The organism is Xanthomonas cucurbitae (assembly GCF_002939885.1).
GTDB lineage: Bacteria > Pseudomonadota > Gammaproteobacteria > Xanthomonadales > Xanthomonadaceae > Xanthomonas > Xanthomonas cucurbitae.
The window spans coordinates 44,687-58,708 of the sequence record NZ_MDED01000009.1; the positions used below are offsets into that span (position 1 = coordinate 44,687).

Sequence of the window (14,022 nt, forward strand, 5' to 3'; positions counted from 1 at the left end):
CGGTTGCAAACCGGTATGGTCCCGTGGGTGCGCTGTCCGCTGTCGCCCAGGCCGATGCGGCGCGCGCCATCTTTATCTTCCGGGCTTTGCATGCATTCGATCGATGTCGTCCTCGCCATGTTGCTGGCGGTCGCGGCCAGCGGTTACCTGATCCGTATCCTGCCGTTCTCGCTGCCATTGCCGTTGGTCCAGATCGCGCTTGGCGCGGTGGTCTCGGGTGTGTTCGATGCCGGGCACGAGCTGGAACCGGAACTGTTCTTCCTGCTGTTCCTGCCGCCGCTGCTGTTTCTCGATGGCTGGCGCATCCCCAAGCAAGGCCTGTTTCGCGACAAGGCGGCGATCCTGGAGCTGGCGCTGGGGCTGGTCGTCTTCACCGTCATTGGTGCCGGCTTCCTGATTCACTGGCTGATCCCGGCGATGCCGTTGGCGGTGGCATTCGCGCTGGCGGCGATCGTGTCGCCCACCGATCCGGTGGCAGTCTCTTCGATCGCCTCCAAGGTGCCGATTCCCAAGCGCCTGATGCATATCCTGGAAGGCGAGTCGCTGCTCAACGACGCCTCCGGCCTGGTGTGCTTCCAGTTCGCAGTGGCCGCCGTGCTCACCGGCACGTTCTCGGTGGCCACCGCCTCGCTGACCTTCCTGTGGGTGGCCTTGGCCGGGTTGGGATTGGGCGTTGCCACCACCTTCGGGTTGAGCCGCATCCAGGCCTGGATCTGGCGGCATTTCGGCGAAGAGCCCGGTTCGGCGATCCTGGTCAATCTGCTCAACCCGTTTGCGGCGTACCTGCTGGCCGAAGCCTTCCATGCCTCCGGTATCCTGGCCGCCGTGGCCGCCGGCATCACCATGAGCTACGTGGAAATGGCCGGCAATGCGCCGGGCAATATGCGCCTACAGCGTTCGGCGGTGTGGGACACGGTGCAGTTCACCTTCAACGGCATCATCTTCGTGCTGTTGGGCGAACAGCTGCCGGGTATCCTGGATGGCGCAGTGCGCAGCGTGCAGGAGGCCGGGCACCTCAATCCGTGGTGGCTGGCCGTGTATGTGGCAACCATCAGCACCAGCCTGATGGCGTTGCGGTTCGTGTGGGTATTCCTGTCGCTGCGCTGGAACATCTTCAAGGCGCAGCGACGCGGCGAGCAGCATGTGAGCCCGCCATGGCGGATCGTGGTGGCGGTGTCGCTGGCCGGCGTGCGCGGGGCGATCACCCTGGCCGGCGTGCTGACCCTGCCGCTGGTGCTGCAGGACGGCACGCCCTTTCCCGCCCGCCAGCTGGCGATCTTCCTGGCGGCCTCGGTGATCCTGGTGTCGCTGCTGGTGGCCAGCGTCGCCTTGCCGCAGCTGTTGCGCGGGCTGGAGTTGCCGGAAGAAGAAGACGAGCAGCAGAAGGAAGACCTGGCCATCAAGGCAGCCTCGCAGGCGGCGCTGGACGCGGTGGAAAAGCTGCGCCAGCGGCTGGTGGAAGACAGCGCGCATGCCGAGCGCTACAACGCTGCCGCCAACCAGGTCAGCCAGCGCTATCAGCGCAAGCTGGGCGCGGTGGACATGGCCGAGACCGATCCGGAAGAAGCTGGCGCCTACGAGCAGGCCCTGCGCCAGTTCCGCCACACCGCCTTGGTGGCCGAGCGCAACGAGTTGTTCAAGCTGGCCCGGCGGCGCGAGATTTCCGACGACCTGTCGCGGCGGCTGGTGCGCAACCTGGACCTGATCGAGTCGCGCAAGCGCGCGTGAGCGCGCGGGAATGGGGAATGGGGAATCGGAAGAGCCGGAGCAGTGGCGCCGTGTCTTGTAGGAGCGCACCTGGGCGCGCGACGCGACGCACCGGTAACGCCTCTCGCGCCCTGGTGCGCTCCTACGACATCGCGGGCGATAGGAGGATTTGGGTATCGCAGCCGCTGAGCGGACGCGCTGCGCAATGGCGGGTGTTGTCCGGTAGGCAGCAGGCACCCGGCGAAATGATCACGGCCGCTGTAGGAGCGCACCTGGGCGCGAGCGGCGTTCTCTGGACAGCTTCGTCGCGCCCCGGTGCGCTCCTACGACATCGCGCGTGGGCATCGCAGCCGCTGAGCGGACGCGGCGCGCAGCGGCGGGTGTTGTCCGGTGGGCAGCAGGCACCCAGTAAATCCTGGGTCGGGAGACACTATCCCACCAGACCCCCTCCCATCGTCACGGCGCGCCGCCTACCCTGTGGCGCTCATCGTTGCCGTGCAGAGCCCATGACACCCATCGTTTCCATCCAGGGAGTGAGCAAGACCTACGCCGGCGGCTTCCAGGCGCTCAAGCAGGTGGATCTGCAGATCCAGCGCGGGGAGATCTTCGCGCTGCTTGGTCCCAACGGTGCCGGCAAGACCACCTTGATCAGCATCGTCTGCGGGCTGGTCAACCCCAGCACCGGCACCGTCCTGGCCGATGGCCATGACATCGTGCGCGACTACCGCGCCGCGCGCGCCAGCATCGGGCTGGTGCCGCAGGAACTGGCCACCGATGCGTTCGAAACGGTGTGGGCCACGGTGCGTTTCAGCCGCGGGCTGTTTGGCAAGCCGGCCAGCCCGCAGTACCTGGAAACCATCCTGCGCGAGCTGTCGCTGTGGGACAAACGCCACAACAAGATTTCCACGCTTTCCGGCGGCATGAAGCGGCGCGTGCTGATCGCCAAGGCGCTGGCGCACGAGCCGCGCATCCTGTTCCTGGACGAGCCCACCGCCGGGGTGGACGTGGAGCTGCGCCACGACATGTGGCAGATGGTGCGCCGGCTGCGCGAACAGGGCACCACCATCATCCTGACCACCCATTACATCGAAGAGGCCGAAGACATGGCCGACCGTGTCGGTGTCATCAACCGCGGCGAGCTGGTGCTGGTGGAAGACAAGCACACCTTGATGCGCAAGCTCGGCAACAAGCAGCTGACGCTGAGCCTGCAATCGCCGCTGCAGGCAGTGCCGGCCACGCTGGCGGACCTGCCGTTGGAACTGTCGGCCGATGGCAACAGCCTGATCTACACCTTCGATACGCAGGCCGAGCAGACCGGCATCGGCGTGGTGCTGCGCCGGCTCAACGAGCACGGAATCGACTTCAAGGACCTGCATTCCAGCGAAAGTTCGCTGGAAGAGATTTTCGTCAATCTGGTGCATGGCGCACGCAACGCGGAGGTGCGCGCATGAATCTGCACGCGATTGCCGCGATCTACCGGTTCGAAATGGCGCGCGCCTTCCGCACGCTCACCCAGTCGATCGCCTCGCCGGTGTTGTCGACCTCGTTGTACTTCGTGGTGTTCGGTGCGGCGATCGGCTCGCGCATGGGTGATATCGACGGCATCAGCTACGGCGCCTTCATCATCCCCGGCCTGGTGATGCTGTCGCTGCTCAACGAGAGCATCTCCAATGCCTCGTTCGGCATCTACATGCCGCGCTGGGCCGGCACGATCTACGAGGTGCTGTCCGCGCCGGTGGCGTGGTGGGAGATCGTGATCGGCTACGTGGGTGCGGCGGCCACCAAGTCGGTGATGCTGGGGCTGTTGATCCTGCTCACCGCGCGGCTGTTCGTGCCCTACGAGATCGCCCATCCGGTGTGGATGCTAGGCTTTCTGGTGCTCACCGCGCTGACCTTCAGCCTGTTCGGTTTCATCATCGGCATCTGGGCCGATGGCTTCGAGAAACTGCAGGTGATTCCGCTGATGGTGGTGACGCCGCTGACCTTCCTGGGCGGCAGCTTCTATTCGATCAGCATGCTGCCGCCGCTATGGCAGAAGGTCACCTTGTTCAACCCGGTGGTCTATCTCATCAGCGGATTCCGCTGGAGTTTTTATGGCAAGGCCGACGTGCACATCGCGGTGAGCACCGGCATGACCTTGCTGTTTCTGGTGGTATGCCTGGGCGTGGTGGCGGCGATCTTCCGCAGCGGCTATCGGCTCAAGGCCTGAGGCGATTGCGGCCCAGGCAGCGCCGGAACCGCCATGCGCGGTTCACTCGGTGGCCGGTTTGGTGTCCAGGTAATACGCCACCACCTCGCCCTTGACCTTGGTCGTCATCGGGTTGCCGCGACGGTCGCGGGCCTTGCCGACCTGCACCTTGATCCAGCCTTCGCTGACCGAGTATTCCTCCACGTTGTCGCGTTCGACACCGTTGAAGCGCACGCCGACGCCACGGTTGAGGGCATCGGCATCGTGGAACGGGCTGCGTGCATCGATGGCCAGGTGATCGGGAGGAGTATCGCTCATGGGAAAGGCGTCATGACCAACCGGGATGGCGGTCTTCGGCCGCACAGGATACGGGCCTGCGCCGGGAAGACCAGCCCCGCCGTGGGCGATGCAGGCGGGAGCCTGGTTTGCTTGCGCGGCGTCAGGCCTCACACTTCGCACCTGCAATCCTGGAGCGAGACCGCCATGCCCGACAACAGTGCCGATTACGAAGACGACGAAGGCCTGCAGCCCGAAGGCGACGAAGACGATGTGGACGATCATCCGGCGCGGGTCTGGAACCTGCTGGTGCTGATCAACCCGGGTGACGAAGACACCGCCCTGGCTCAGTTCGACGCCTGGCGCGAGGCACAGGCCGGTGCAGCCGACGACGGCGATGACGCCTGGTTGTGGACGCTGAAGGACGTGATCGACTGGCGCTCGGGCTTCTATGTCGACTGGAAGGACACCGATTCGTTCATCGCCGCCATCGACGAGCTCAGCGCGCGCTGGAACCTGCGCATCGACTGGGGCGGCGACCTGGACGACGAAGACTTCGCCGGCAAGCTCGACGTGCCCGACCTGATGGCGGTGGCCTTCGACCGCCTGCGCGAGCACGGCTACTCGCTGTGGAACTGGAACACCGGCGGCGATGCCTACGCCGGCTGGATGGCCCTCAGCCGCGACGACGACGCCATGCTGGCACTGACCTCGTTGCTGGGTGTGGAAGTGCGCCTGGGCAATGAGGCGTTCTGAGTGACGGGAATCGGGAATGGGGAATCGGGAATCGCAAGAGCGGTTCCCGAGTGATTTGGGGTATGGGGGTGGTTTTTTGTGTGCAATGCGCCGTCACCGCAACTGGTGCAGGGTTTTTGCCGCAGCTGCATCGCATGGGTGTTGAACGACGGAACGTGAAACGAAAGGTGCCGCTACGCCATGACGTTCTTGCGTAAAAGCACTCCGTACCGGGCTTTTTCAAGGACACCGCAGCCCACGACGCCCCCGCTCTTACGATTCCCCATTCCCGATTCCCGATTCACGGCAGCTCACCCCGCGCCTGCGCCCGTGCATTGGCGATCAATGCCTTGAGCCGTGCGCGGTCGGTGTGGCGGGAAATGGGGATGGCGCCCAGGGCGATCGCCTCGGCGCGCAGCGGGGCGGGCACGTCGTAGTGCGCGCCGCTGAGCTTGTTCTGGAAGGCGCGGCGAGGAATGCCCAGCCGCGCCGCCATGGCATGCAACTCGTCCAGCGTGTCGCCTAGCAGATGCGCCCAGCGCTGGTCGCGCCATAGCTGCACTGCATCGTCGATGTAGACGGCCATCGGCCGGGTCAGGCCTGCTTGTTGGCGGTGTTGGGATGCTTGTCGGCGCTGTCGGCGTCGGCCGCTTCGTCGGTTGCGCTGTCGACGGTCGCGTCGTCTGCGCTGCCCGCTTCGTCGCCAGCTGCGTCTTCGTCCTCGTCGTCCGCGTCGTTCGTGTCTTCCTCATCGGCATCGGCGTTCTGGAACTCTTCCACCAGCTGAGTCAGGTATTCCTCCGCGGTCTGGCTTTCCTCGGCGGCCAGGTCGTCGATCATCTGCTGCAGCTGGAACGAATACTCCAGCGTGATGGTCTTGCCCTCGGCTTCCTGCAGGTTGGCCAGGTGCTTGAGCATGGCCAGCATGGGCACCGGGTTGTCGGCGCTGCCCATGGTCTGGCCGCCGATGGACAGCATCCACTCGCTGTCGTCCTGCAGGCCGATGGCGGCCACGACGCGGCCGTCGGCATCCTGCAACACGGCATGGTTGGTGATCTGGGGCGCCTGGCCCAGCCGGACGAAGGGGCGCTTGGGCTGCTGCTTCTTGCGCTTGTCGCGCTTGGCCTTGGAATTGCGGGACACGGTGTTCTCGACGCTGGGAATGGTCGGTCATTCTAGAGCGTGCACCACACGATGCGTTGCGCGCCGCGTGGCGGCACGGACACAGAACGGAGAAATCTCCCCGTTCCGGCGGCGGGCGCCGCCTGTGTCAGCGGCCGGGGCGGCGGCTCATTGCGCGGACGGTGAGGTGTCCACCGCCACCTGCGGCGCGGCCACGGCCGCTTCGGCTGCCCTGGCGAGTGCGGCGGCAGAGGCCACCTGGGCGCTGGAGGACACCCGTGGTGCGGCAGTGCGCGGGGTGGCGGCGGCAGTCGCTGCCGGTGTTGCTGCGGTGGCGGTCGGCACCGCGCCTGCGGTCGGCTTTTCGACGGTGGCGGTGCCGGTGGCCGGCGCGCCGCTCAGGTCTGGCACCTGCGTGTCCGCATCCGGGGTCGGCTTGCCCAGCGCCACGCCCTGGCCGGCGCCGGCCAGCGCGGCCCGCTGGGCGTCCTGGGTCATCACCACGATGCTGATGCGGCGGTTCACCGGGTTCTGCGGGTCGGTCTGGTCGAACAGCACCGACGAAGACAGCCCCACCACGCGGGTCACCTTGGCATCTTCCATGCCGCCACCCACCAGCGCGCGGCGTGCGGCATTGGCGCGATCGGCGCTGAGTTCCCAGTTGGTGTAGCCGGCGTCGCTGCTGTAGGCGGTGATGTCGGTATGCCCGGTGATGCTGATGTGGTTGGGCACCTGGTTGATGAAGCTGGACAGCTCATGCAGGATCGCCACCGTATACGGCTTGAGCTGGTCGCGGCCGATGTCGAACATCGGGCGGTTCTGCTTGTCCACGATCTGGATGCGCAGGCCATCGGGCGTGAGATCCAGCAGCAGCTGGTCCTTGAACGGCTCCAGTGCCTGGCTCTTGTCGATGGCTTCCTTCAGGTCCTGCATCAGCGCTTCCAGGCGCCGCTTGTCCTTGGCGCGGCTGTCCGTGTCGGTGTCGGCCGCGTTGTCGCGCTTGCGGCCCATTTCGTCCTTCTGTCCCTTGGCCATGTCGGCGGTGCCGCCGAGCTTGATCATCGAGGTGCTGGCGCCGCCGGGCCCGCTCATGCCGGGCGAAGGCGCCGGCGACTTGCCGGTCAGTGGGCTGGGGTTGCGAAAGTATTCGGAGATCGCCGCGCGCTGTTCCTTGGTGGTGGCCGCCATCAGCCACAACACCAGGAAGAAGGCCATCATCGCGGTCACGAAGTCGGCGAAGGCCACCTTCCAGGCGCCGCCGTGATGGCCGCCGCCCTGCACCTTCTTGACCCGTCGGATGATGACGGTGGATTTGCCCTCGGCCATGACCGCGGTCCTACTTGATCGTCTTCAGGTGCGTTTCGAAATCGCCGAAGCTCGGACGCACATTGGACGGCAGGGTCTTGCGGGCGAACTCCAGCGCGATCTTCGGGTTGTAGCCGCGCAGGCAGGCCAGCAGCGCGGTCTTGACGGCCTCATAGATGCGCCCGTCCTGCTCGGCGCGCGCTTCCATCGCCGCCGACAGCGGCGACACGAAGCCATACGCCAGCAGGATGCCCAGGAACGTGCCGACCAGCGCGGCGCCGACGTGTTTGCCGATCTCCTCGATCGGCCCGCCGATCGAGCCCATGGTAATCACGATGCCCAGCACGGCGGCCACGATGCCGAAGCCGGGCAGGCCGTCGGAGACCTTGCTCAGCGCGTGCGCCGGCGCCAGGGCTTCGTGGTGATGCTTTTCCAGTTCCAGTTCGAGCAGCGGCTCCAGCTCGTGCGGCTCGATGTTGCTGCCGATCATCAGGCGCAGGCAATCGGTGATGAAGTCCAGCAGGTGATGGTCGGCCACCACCTTGGGATAGTTACCGAAGATGGTGCTGTCCTGGGGCCTTTCGACATGGTCTTCCAGTGCCATGAAGCCATCGCGGCGGGCCTTGTTCAACAGCTCGTAGATCAGGCTCAAGGTGGCCCTGTAGTCGTCGGAGCTGTACTGCGGGCCCTTGAACACGCCCATGATGCCGGTGAGCGTCTCCTTGACGATCTTGCCCGGGGTGCTGACCAGGAACGCGCCCAACGCCGCGCCGCCGATAATCATCAATTCGTAGGGTTGCCACAACGCGCCCAGCTTTCCATGCGACAGCACGTAGCCGCCGAGGACGCTGACGATGACGACGATGAAGCCAACGATGATGAGCATGGCGCAGCCAGACACGGACGGGGGGTACTAGTGGTTTCGGCTTGCGCCGCCGATTCTTGAAGCGGCAGGTGTCGCGCAACTGAACCAATGCACGAGTGTCGCAGCGGCCTCATGCAGGCGATGGCCGCTCTTGCCGTCGTCCGGCACCGGCGCCCGCAGCTGCGACGCCGACAGGCCTGCCGTACCGATTGCGCCAGGCCTCGGCAAGCACGTGCCGGGCGCCGCCCTTGCAACCGGGCGGGCGAACTGCGGCCTTCCAGCGTTGGCCTGGCCGCATTGGCGACGCGATCGACATGGCCCGATCCGGGGCATTGCAGCCACCGCGCTGTCGTGCACGGCGGCGCCTGGCGTCAGGCTGGCTGGGCCTCGACGCCGCTGCGCTGCAACCGATTGGGAAGTGGCTGGCCGTTCTCGGTGAAGCCCAGCGACACCGAGTTGAGGCAGTGGCGCTCGCCGGTCGGCGGCGGGCCGTCCGGAAAGACATGGCCCAGATGGCTGTCGCAGCGCGCGCACACGATTTCGGTGCGGATCATGCCGTGGCTGGTATCGCGGATCTGGCGCACATGGGCGCTGTCGTAGGGGGCGAAGAAGCTGGGCCAGCCGGTGCCGGAGTCGAACTTGGCGCTGGAGCGGAACAGCGGCAACCCGCACAGGCGGCAGGTGTAGACCCCATCGAGCTTGTTGTCCAGGAACACCCCGCAGAACGGCGCCTCGGTGCCGTGCTGCAGCAAGACACGGCGTTCCTCTGCGCTGAGTCCGGCAACCAGGGTCTGGCGCTGGGCGGGGGACGGCGGGGTGAGGTCGAACTGGCTCATGAGGCTCTCGCATCTACGGCCGGCGGACGGCCGGCGCCTGTGTCCCGTGATGTGGGCGTTGGTGGAAGGGTTCAACCGCCCGTCGCCGCCAAGGCGTCGCAGCCCTGGTCCAGCATCGCCGGCGAGCATGCGGACGCGGCCGCGCCAGCACGTTTGCCGGGTGCTGCGGATGGGCTTCTCCGGCAACGAAAACGCCCGTCGCTTTGGCAGGCGCGAACGGTGCGAAGGCGCAGGCGGGCATGTTTCATCCCGGGCGCGCAGACGTGGGCGAGGATCCACCCAGCGGCGCGTGCTACCCAACGCGTTCATCCGCCGGCCGGGCCGGTGCATTGCGGCGCCGGCCGGCCACCCCCATTGCATACGGACGACCCACACACCCGGGGGCCGACATGGCCATCCAGTCTTCGATGCGCACGAATGCGTTCTGCCTGCTGCTGGCCGCCGCCGGGGCGGCGCAGGCGCAATCGGCCACCACCACGCGCGCGTCCAATCCCCTGCAACCGGTCACCGCGCCGACGCAGCCTGTGCAGGTGCCATCGTAACTGGGGCAACGCCCGGCCGCACCGACCATTCCGACGCAACTGGGGCAACGCCCGACCACGCCGACCCTTCCGACCCGGGGGGCGGCCTCGCCTGCCACCACCCAGGGGATGCCGGCCATGGCGCCGATGGTCTACGACCGCACTGGCCGCCTGTTGCCCGGCATGCAACCGGCCGGTCCCAACCGGGTGCTGGACACCCGGACCGGGCGGTATTACGACGCAGTGCCTGCCGGCGACGGGCTGCGGATCGTGCGTTGACGGCGGGCGCCCCGCGTCGCCGGCCGCGGCAGGTGGGCAGGGCGCCGCAGGTGGCCGTCCTGGCGGTGGCTACCGGCAGCAGCACAGGCCCGTGTGGGCGCTCCGCTCGGCGCCAGGCCGGCCTGCCCGGCCATCGCGTGCCGGTTGCCGGATGAGGCAATGCCCAGGCGCAGCCGGTCTGGCGCGTCGCCTGGCCGCCGTTTCCGGGCCTGCCCTGGCCGGCCGGACGGCCGCTCAATCGGCGATGGGCAACGTCAGGGTCTCCTTGACCTCTTCCATCACGATGTAGCTCTTGGATTCGCGCACATGCGGCAAGGTCAGCAAGGTGCTGCCGAGCAGCTTGCGGTAGGAGGCCATCTCGCTGATGCGCGCCTTGAGCAGGTAGTCGAAATCGCCGGAGACCAGATGGCATTCCAGCACGTTGGGCAGCTTTAGGGCCGCGCGGCGGAATTCCTCGAAGATGTCGCCGGATTTGTAGGCCAGGCTGATCTCCACGAACACCAGCAGGCTGGCCTTGAGGTAGTGCGGGTCCAGCCGTGCGTAGTAGCCGGTGATGGCGCTGTCGCGCTCCAGCCGGCGCACGCGCTCGGTGCAGGGGGTGGTCGACAGCCCCACCCGCTCGCCGAGTTCGGTGAACGAAATCCGCCCCTCCTGCTGCAGGATGCGCAGGATCTTGCGGTCGATCTTGTCCAGCTCGCGCGTGCGGGTGGCCATGGGCTTTGTCTCCACAAGGTTTGGCAGGAAGTTTCACTGCAATGGCGAGTCGATTCCAGTAATCGCACTGCCTGGATCGCAATATACTGCGTCTAACTGTCTCCCGCAGCGCCTGGTTGTGGGGGAATACCCTTTCAGGAGAGCGACATGCGGGTGCTCATTCTCGGTAGCGGCGTCATCGGCACCACCAGCGCGTGGTATCTGGCCCAGGCCGGCTGCGAGGTCACCGTCATCGACCGCCAACCGGCGGCGGCGCTGGAGACCAGCTACGCCAATGCCGGCCAGCTGTCGTTCGGCTACACCTCGCCGTGGGCCGCCCCCGGCGTGCCCGGCAAGGCAGTGAAGTGGCTATTCGAACAGCACGCGCCGCTGTCGATCCGCCCCACCCGCGACCTGCGCCAGCTGGCGTGGCTGAGCCAGATGCTGCGCAACTGCACCGCCGAGCGTTATGCGGTGAACAAGGCGCGCATGGTGCGCATGTCCGACTACAGCCGCGACTGCCTCAATGCCTTGCGTGCCGACACCGGCATCCAATTCGAAGGCCGCCAGCTCGGCACCACCCAGCTGTTCCGCACCCAGCAGCAGCTGGACGCCGCCGCGCAGGACATCGAGATATTGGCCCAGTACGGCGTGCCGTACGAACTGCTGGGCCCGGCGCAGATCGCCCAGTACGAACCCGGCCTGGCCGGCGGCGGTGCGCAGATGGCCGGTGCCCTGCGCCTGCCCGAAGACCAGACCGGCGACTGCCGGCTGTTCACCCAGCGCCTGGCCGAACTGGCCGCGCAGGCCGGGGTGCAGTTCCGTTACGGGCAGCAGATCGAGCGGCTGCAGCACGCTGGCGGCGAGATCACCGGCGTGCAGATCGATGGCCGCAGCGAGACCGCCGACCGCTACGTGCTGGCGCTGGGCAGCTATTCGGCCGACATGCTGTTGTCGCTGGGCCTGCACTTGCCGGTGTATCCGCTGAAGGGGTACTCGCTGACGATTCCGATCCGCGATGCGCAGCGCGCGCCGACCTCCACGGTGCTGGACGAAAGCTACAAGATCGCGCTGACCCGCTTCGACGACCGCATCCGCGTCGGCGGCATGGCCGAGGTGGCCGGCTTCGACCTGTCGCTGAATCCGCGTCGCCGCGCCACGCTGGAAATGGTGGTCAACGACCTGTATCCCGGCGGCGGTGATCTGGCCCAGGCCGAGTTCTGGACCGGCCTGCGCCCGGCCACGCCGGACGGCACCCCGGTGGTGGGCGCCACCCCGTTCGCCAACCTGTTCCTCAACACCGGCCACGGCACGCTGGGCTGGACCATGGCCTGCGGCTCCGGGCGCTACCTGGCCGATCTGATGCAGGGCCGTACGCACGAGATCGATACCGAAGGGCTGGACGTGTTCCGCTACCTGTCGCCGCGCACTGCGCGCCCGCAGCGGGAGGCCGCGTAGTGCGTCCTGCGCAAGCGTTGATCGACCTGGACGCGTTGCGTCACAACTATCGGCTGGCCAAGCAACTGGGCGGCAGCAAGGCGCTGGCGGTGGTGAAGGCCGATGCCTACGGGCACGGTGCGGTGCGCTGCGCGCAGGCACTGGAGCCGGAAGCCGACGGCTTTGCGGTGGCCTGCATCGAAGAAGCGCTGGAACTGCGCCAGGCCGGCATCCGTGCGCCGATCCTGCTGCTGGAAGGCTTTTTCGAACAGGACGAGCTGCGCCTGATCGCCGAGCACGACCTGTGGACGGTGGTGTCCACCTCGCAGCAGGTGCGCGCGCTGGCCGGGTTCCAGAGCCCGCGGCCGCTGCGCATCTGGTTGAAGCTGGACAGCGGCATGCACCGGCTTGGCCTGTCGCCGGAGGATTTCCGCGCCGCCTGGCTGCGTTTGCGCGGGCTGCCGCAGATCGCCTCGGTGGTGTTGATGACCCACCTGGCGCGCGCCGACGAACTGGAGTGCAGCCGCACCGACGAACAGGCGGTGGCCTTCGCGCTCACCGCTGGCGGCATGCGTGCGGAAACCAGCATTCGCAATTCGCCCGGCCTGCTCGGCTGGCCGGCGTTGCGCAACGACTGGTCGCGCCCGGGCCTGATGCTGTACGGCGCCAATCCATTTCCGCACGACACCGAAAATACCGTGCAACTGCGCCCGGTGATGACGTTGCGCTCGCGGATCATCTCGGTGCGCGAGCTGCCGGCCGGCGAACCGGTGGGCTACGGCGCCCGCTTCGTGGCGCAGCGGCCCACCCGCGTGGGCGTGGTGGCGATGGGCTATGCCGACGGTTACCCGCAGTTCGCGCCCAATGGCACCCCGGTGCTGGTGGACGGCCAGGTCTGCCCGCTGATCGGGCGGGTTTCCATGGACATGCTCACGGTGGATCTGACCGACCATCCGCAGGCGGATATCGGCACGCCGGTGCAGCTGTGGGGCGATGCACCACGGCCCGGCGCGTTGGCGGCGCACTGCAATGTCAGCGCATATCAGCTGCTGTGTGGTCTGAAGCGGGTGCCGAGGGTGTATGTGGGCGAAGCGGCGTCGGGCGAGGTTGCAGCGCGGTAGGTGTATCGCTCTTGTCCCGTACCCTCACCCCAACCCTCGCTCCACACCTCGGCCCGCGCCTGCGGCGCAGGCGCTCCAGGGCACACGCGTCTGTGGCGCGCACGCTGTGCGCTCCCGCCCCGAGGGAAGAGGGGCTTTACGCGGCAGCTCACAACCCGGCAGTCCTGCGATCCCCGCGAAACTGCTTGCGCACCCAGTCGTCGATCATCGCCTTCTCGAACCGCAGCGGATCGCTGTCGGTCAGGCGCGGGCCACTCATCAGGAAGGCGGCGTCCACCAGCTTGCGTTCGCCCTGGTCGATCACCCGTCCATTGGCATCGGTCAAGGTGTAGTGGAAGCTCAGGCGTGGCGGATAAATTTCCCTGACCACGCGCACGTCCTGCATGCGTGGGCCGTGCCAGGGCTCGTACTGGCCCGCACGGCGGATATCGGTGATGGTCACGCTCAGGTGCTGGCCCGCCGGCAGCCGGCGTGCGGCACTTCGCCGGAAATGTGTTGCCAGCTGCGTCACCCAGTCACCGCGTTGCGCTTCCCAGCGGTTGCCGCTGAAGCGCATCTCGGAGAATTGGGCAGGGTCTGCCCAGCGCACGTCCACCCGGCCGTCGCTGCTCAATGCGCGCGGCGCCTGCGGGTCGGTGACGGAGCGGGCGCCGGTCTGCGCGCCGGCACCTGCGGCGGCGAGTAGACCAACCAGCAACAGGACATGGGCGGCGACATGGGACGTTTTCATGCAAGGCCTCCAAGCTGGTACACCGCGTACCGTGACGATTGCAGTGTGGGGATGCAATGCGTTGCTCGCAACGCGTGGCGTGGTTCCGGCCGGCGCGGCGTTGCCGTGCGGTTAATGGCCGGCGCCGTGCGCGAGCGTTCACACCCGTGACGGCGAGTTCACCGCGCCTGCGCTCGCGCTTCACGGTCAGGCCAGGAAGATCGCCAA

At 67.2% G+C, this 14,022-nt stretch carries 14 protein-coding genes and 1 pseudogene; 7 read left to right on the plus strand and 8 right to left on the minus strand.

The genetic code is table 11. From position 1 onward, the window contains the following. The first annotated feature begins 90 nt into the window (after positions 1-90). The 3 genes from XcuCFBP2542_RS06790 to XcuCFBP2542_RS06800 all read left to right on the plus strand — a co-directional run bounded on the left by XcuCFBP2542_RS06790 (position 91) and on the right by XcuCFBP2542_RS06800 (position 3,916). The gene (locus XcuCFBP2542_RS06790) at positions 91-1,728 is read left to right on the plus strand and encodes a Na+/H+ antiporter (RefSeq protein ID WP_104602841.1); all 1,638 of its coding nucleotides are present in this window, start codon (positions 91-93) and stop codon (positions 1,726-1,728) included. Between the two features lie 485 nt (positions 1,729-2,213). Next, entirely contained in the window at positions 2,214-3,158 is a 945-nt protein-coding gene (locus XcuCFBP2542_RS06795; RefSeq protein ID WP_104602842.1) for an ABC transporter ATP-binding protein, read from the plus strand. Then, on the plus strand, positions 3,155-3,916 hold the full coding sequence (locus tag XcuCFBP2542_RS06800; protein WP_104602843.1) for an ABC transporter permease: 762 nt from the start codon (positions 3,155-3,157) through the stop codon (positions 3,914-3,916). The genes XcuCFBP2542_RS06795 and XcuCFBP2542_RS06800 overlap by 4 nt, the downstream gene beginning before the upstream one ends. Before the next feature lie 42 nt (positions 3,917-3,958). Here XcuCFBP2542_RS06800 and XcuCFBP2542_RS06805 read toward each other — a convergent pair whose 3' ends face one another. Then, on the minus strand, positions 3,959-4,213 hold the full coding sequence (locus XcuCFBP2542_RS06805) for a DUF3297 family protein (RefSeq protein WP_104602844.1): 255 nt from the start codon (positions 4,211-4,213) through the stop codon (positions 3,959-3,961). 165 nt (positions 4,214-4,378) lie between these two features. Here XcuCFBP2542_RS06805 and XcuCFBP2542_RS06810 point away from each other — a divergent pair, with 165 nt between their 5' ends. Beyond that, positions 4,379-4,927 carry a DUF6630 family protein gene (locus XcuCFBP2542_RS06810; RefSeq protein WP_104602845.1) on the plus strand — a complete coding sequence of 183 codons (549 nt, stop codon included), beginning with the start codon at positions 4,379-4,381 and terminating at the stop codon, positions 4,925-4,927. 280 nt (positions 4,928-5,207) lie between these two features. Here the strand turns inward: XcuCFBP2542_RS06810 and XcuCFBP2542_RS06815 are convergent, their stop codons facing one another. The 5 genes from XcuCFBP2542_RS06815 to msrB form a co-directional block, all read right to left on the minus strand. Further along, positions 5,208-5,492 carry a DUF4031 domain-containing protein gene (locus tag XcuCFBP2542_RS06815; protein ID WP_104602846.1) on the minus strand — a complete coding sequence of 95 codons (285 nt, stop codon included), beginning with the start codon at positions 5,490-5,492 and terminating at the stop codon, positions 5,208-5,210. 8 nt (positions 5,493-5,500) lie between these two features. After that, on the minus strand, positions 5,501-6,049 hold the full coding sequence (locus XcuCFBP2542_RS06820; RefSeq protein ID WP_104602847.1) for a hypothetical protein: 549 nt from the start codon (positions 6,047-6,049) through the stop codon (positions 5,501-5,503). Between the two features lie 147 nt (positions 6,050-6,196). Next, positions 6,197-7,354, minus strand: a complete 1,158-nt coding sequence (gene motB / locus XcuCFBP2542_RS06825) for a flagellar motor protein MotB (protein WP_104602848.1) — start codon at positions 7,352-7,354, stop codon at positions 6,197-6,199. Positions 7,355-7,364: 10 nt separating this feature from the next. Then, a complete protein-coding gene (gene motA / locus XcuCFBP2542_RS06830; RefSeq protein WP_104602849.1) occupies positions 7,365-8,219 on the minus strand; it encodes a flagellar motor stator protein MotA in 855 nt (284 codons plus the stop codon). A 350-nt stretch (positions 8,220-8,569) separates the two neighbouring features. Continuing rightward, complete coding sequence (gene msrB, locus XcuCFBP2542_RS06835; RefSeq protein ID WP_104602850.1) at positions 8,570-9,034, minus strand: peptide-methionine (R)-S-oxide reductase MsrB; 465 nt, start codon at positions 9,032-9,034, stop codon at positions 8,570-8,572. A gap of 389 nt (positions 9,035-9,423) precedes the next feature. Here msrB and XcuCFBP2542_RS06840 point away from each other — a divergent pair. Further along, positions 9,424-9,834 (plus strand): annotated as a pseudogene (locus tag XcuCFBP2542_RS06840) (hypothetical protein). A 234-nt stretch (positions 9,835-10,068) separates the two neighbouring features. Here XcuCFBP2542_RS06840 and XcuCFBP2542_RS06845 read toward each other — a convergent pair. After that, positions 10,069-10,548 carry an Lrp/AsnC ligand binding domain-containing protein gene (locus XcuCFBP2542_RS06845; RefSeq protein WP_104602851.1) on the minus strand — a complete coding sequence of 160 codons (480 nt, stop codon included), beginning with the start codon at positions 10,546-10,548 and terminating at the stop codon, positions 10,069-10,071. A gap of 147 nt (positions 10,549-10,695) precedes the next feature. Here XcuCFBP2542_RS06845 and XcuCFBP2542_RS06850 point away from each other — a divergent pair, with 147 nt between their 5' ends. Beyond that, positions 10,696-11,985, plus strand: a complete 1,290-nt coding sequence (locus XcuCFBP2542_RS06850; RefSeq protein ID WP_104602852.1) for a D-amino acid dehydrogenase — start codon at positions 10,696-10,698, stop codon at positions 11,983-11,985. Next, positions 11,985-13,085, plus strand: a complete 1,101-nt coding sequence (gene alr / locus XcuCFBP2542_RS06855) for an alanine racemase (protein ID WP_104602853.1) — start codon at positions 11,985-11,987, stop codon at positions 13,083-13,085. The genes XcuCFBP2542_RS06850 and alr overlap by 1 nt, the downstream gene beginning before the upstream one ends. Positions 13,086-13,233: 148 nt before the next feature. Here alr and XcuCFBP2542_RS06860 read toward each other — a convergent pair whose 3' ends face one another. Then, positions 13,234-13,815, minus strand: coding sequence for a DUF3016 domain-containing protein (locus tag XcuCFBP2542_RS06860; RefSeq protein ID WP_104602854.1), 582 nt, complete (start codon positions 13,813-13,815; stop codon positions 13,234-13,236). Positions 13,816-14,022 lie beyond the last annotated feature (207 nt).

What these genes read in the sequence shown, in the direction of transcription:
- motB (WP_104602848.1), bottom strand. Translation starts at nt 7,354, where the DNA reads ATGGCCGAGGGCAAATCCACCGTCATCATCCGACGGGTCAAGAAGGTG.
- msrB (WP_104602850.1), bottom strand. Translation starts at nt 9,034, where the DNA reads ATGAGCCAGTTCGACCTCACCCCGCCGTCCCCCGCCCAGCGCCAGACC.
- XcuCFBP2542_RS06845 (WP_104602851.1), bottom strand. Translation starts at nt 10,548, where the DNA reads ATGGCCACCCGCACGCGCGAGCTGGACAAGATCGACCGCAAGATCCTG.
- motA (WP_104602849.1), bottom strand. Translation starts at nt 8,219, where the DNA reads ATGCTCATCATCGTTGGCTTCATCGTCGTCATCGTCAGCGTCCTCGGC.
- XcuCFBP2542_RS06810 (WP_104602845.1), top strand. Translation starts at nt 4,379, where the DNA reads ATGCCCGACAACAGTGCCGATTACGAAGACGACGAAGGCCTGCAGCCC.
- XcuCFBP2542_RS06800 (WP_104602843.1), top strand. Translation starts at nt 3,155, where the DNA reads ATGAATCTGCACGCGATTGCCGCGATCTACCGGTTCGAAATGGCGCGC.
- XcuCFBP2542_RS06795 (WP_104602842.1), top strand. Translation starts at nt 2,214, where the DNA reads ATGACACCCATCGTTTCCATCCAGGGAGTGAGCAAGACCTACGCCGGC.
- XcuCFBP2542_RS06850 (WP_104602852.1), top strand. Translation starts at nt 10,696, where the DNA reads ATGCGGGTGCTCATTCTCGGTAGCGGCGTCATCGGCACCACCAGCGCG.
- XcuCFBP2542_RS06815 (WP_104602846.1), bottom strand. Translation starts at nt 5,492, where the DNA reads ATGGCCGTCTACATCGACGATGCAGTGCAGCTATGGCGCGACCAGCGC.
- XcuCFBP2542_RS06790 (WP_104602841.1), top strand. Translation starts at nt 91, where the DNA reads ATGCATTCGATCGATGTCGTCCTCGCCATGTTGCTGGCGGTCGCGGCC.
- XcuCFBP2542_RS06805 (WP_104602844.1), bottom strand. Translation starts at nt 4,213, where the DNA reads ATGAGCGATACTCCTCCCGATCACCTGGCCATCGATGCACGCAGCCCG.
- XcuCFBP2542_RS06860 (WP_104602854.1), bottom strand. Translation starts at nt 13,815, where the DNA reads ATGAAAACGTCCCATGTCGCCGCCCATGTCCTGTTGCTGGTTGGTCTA.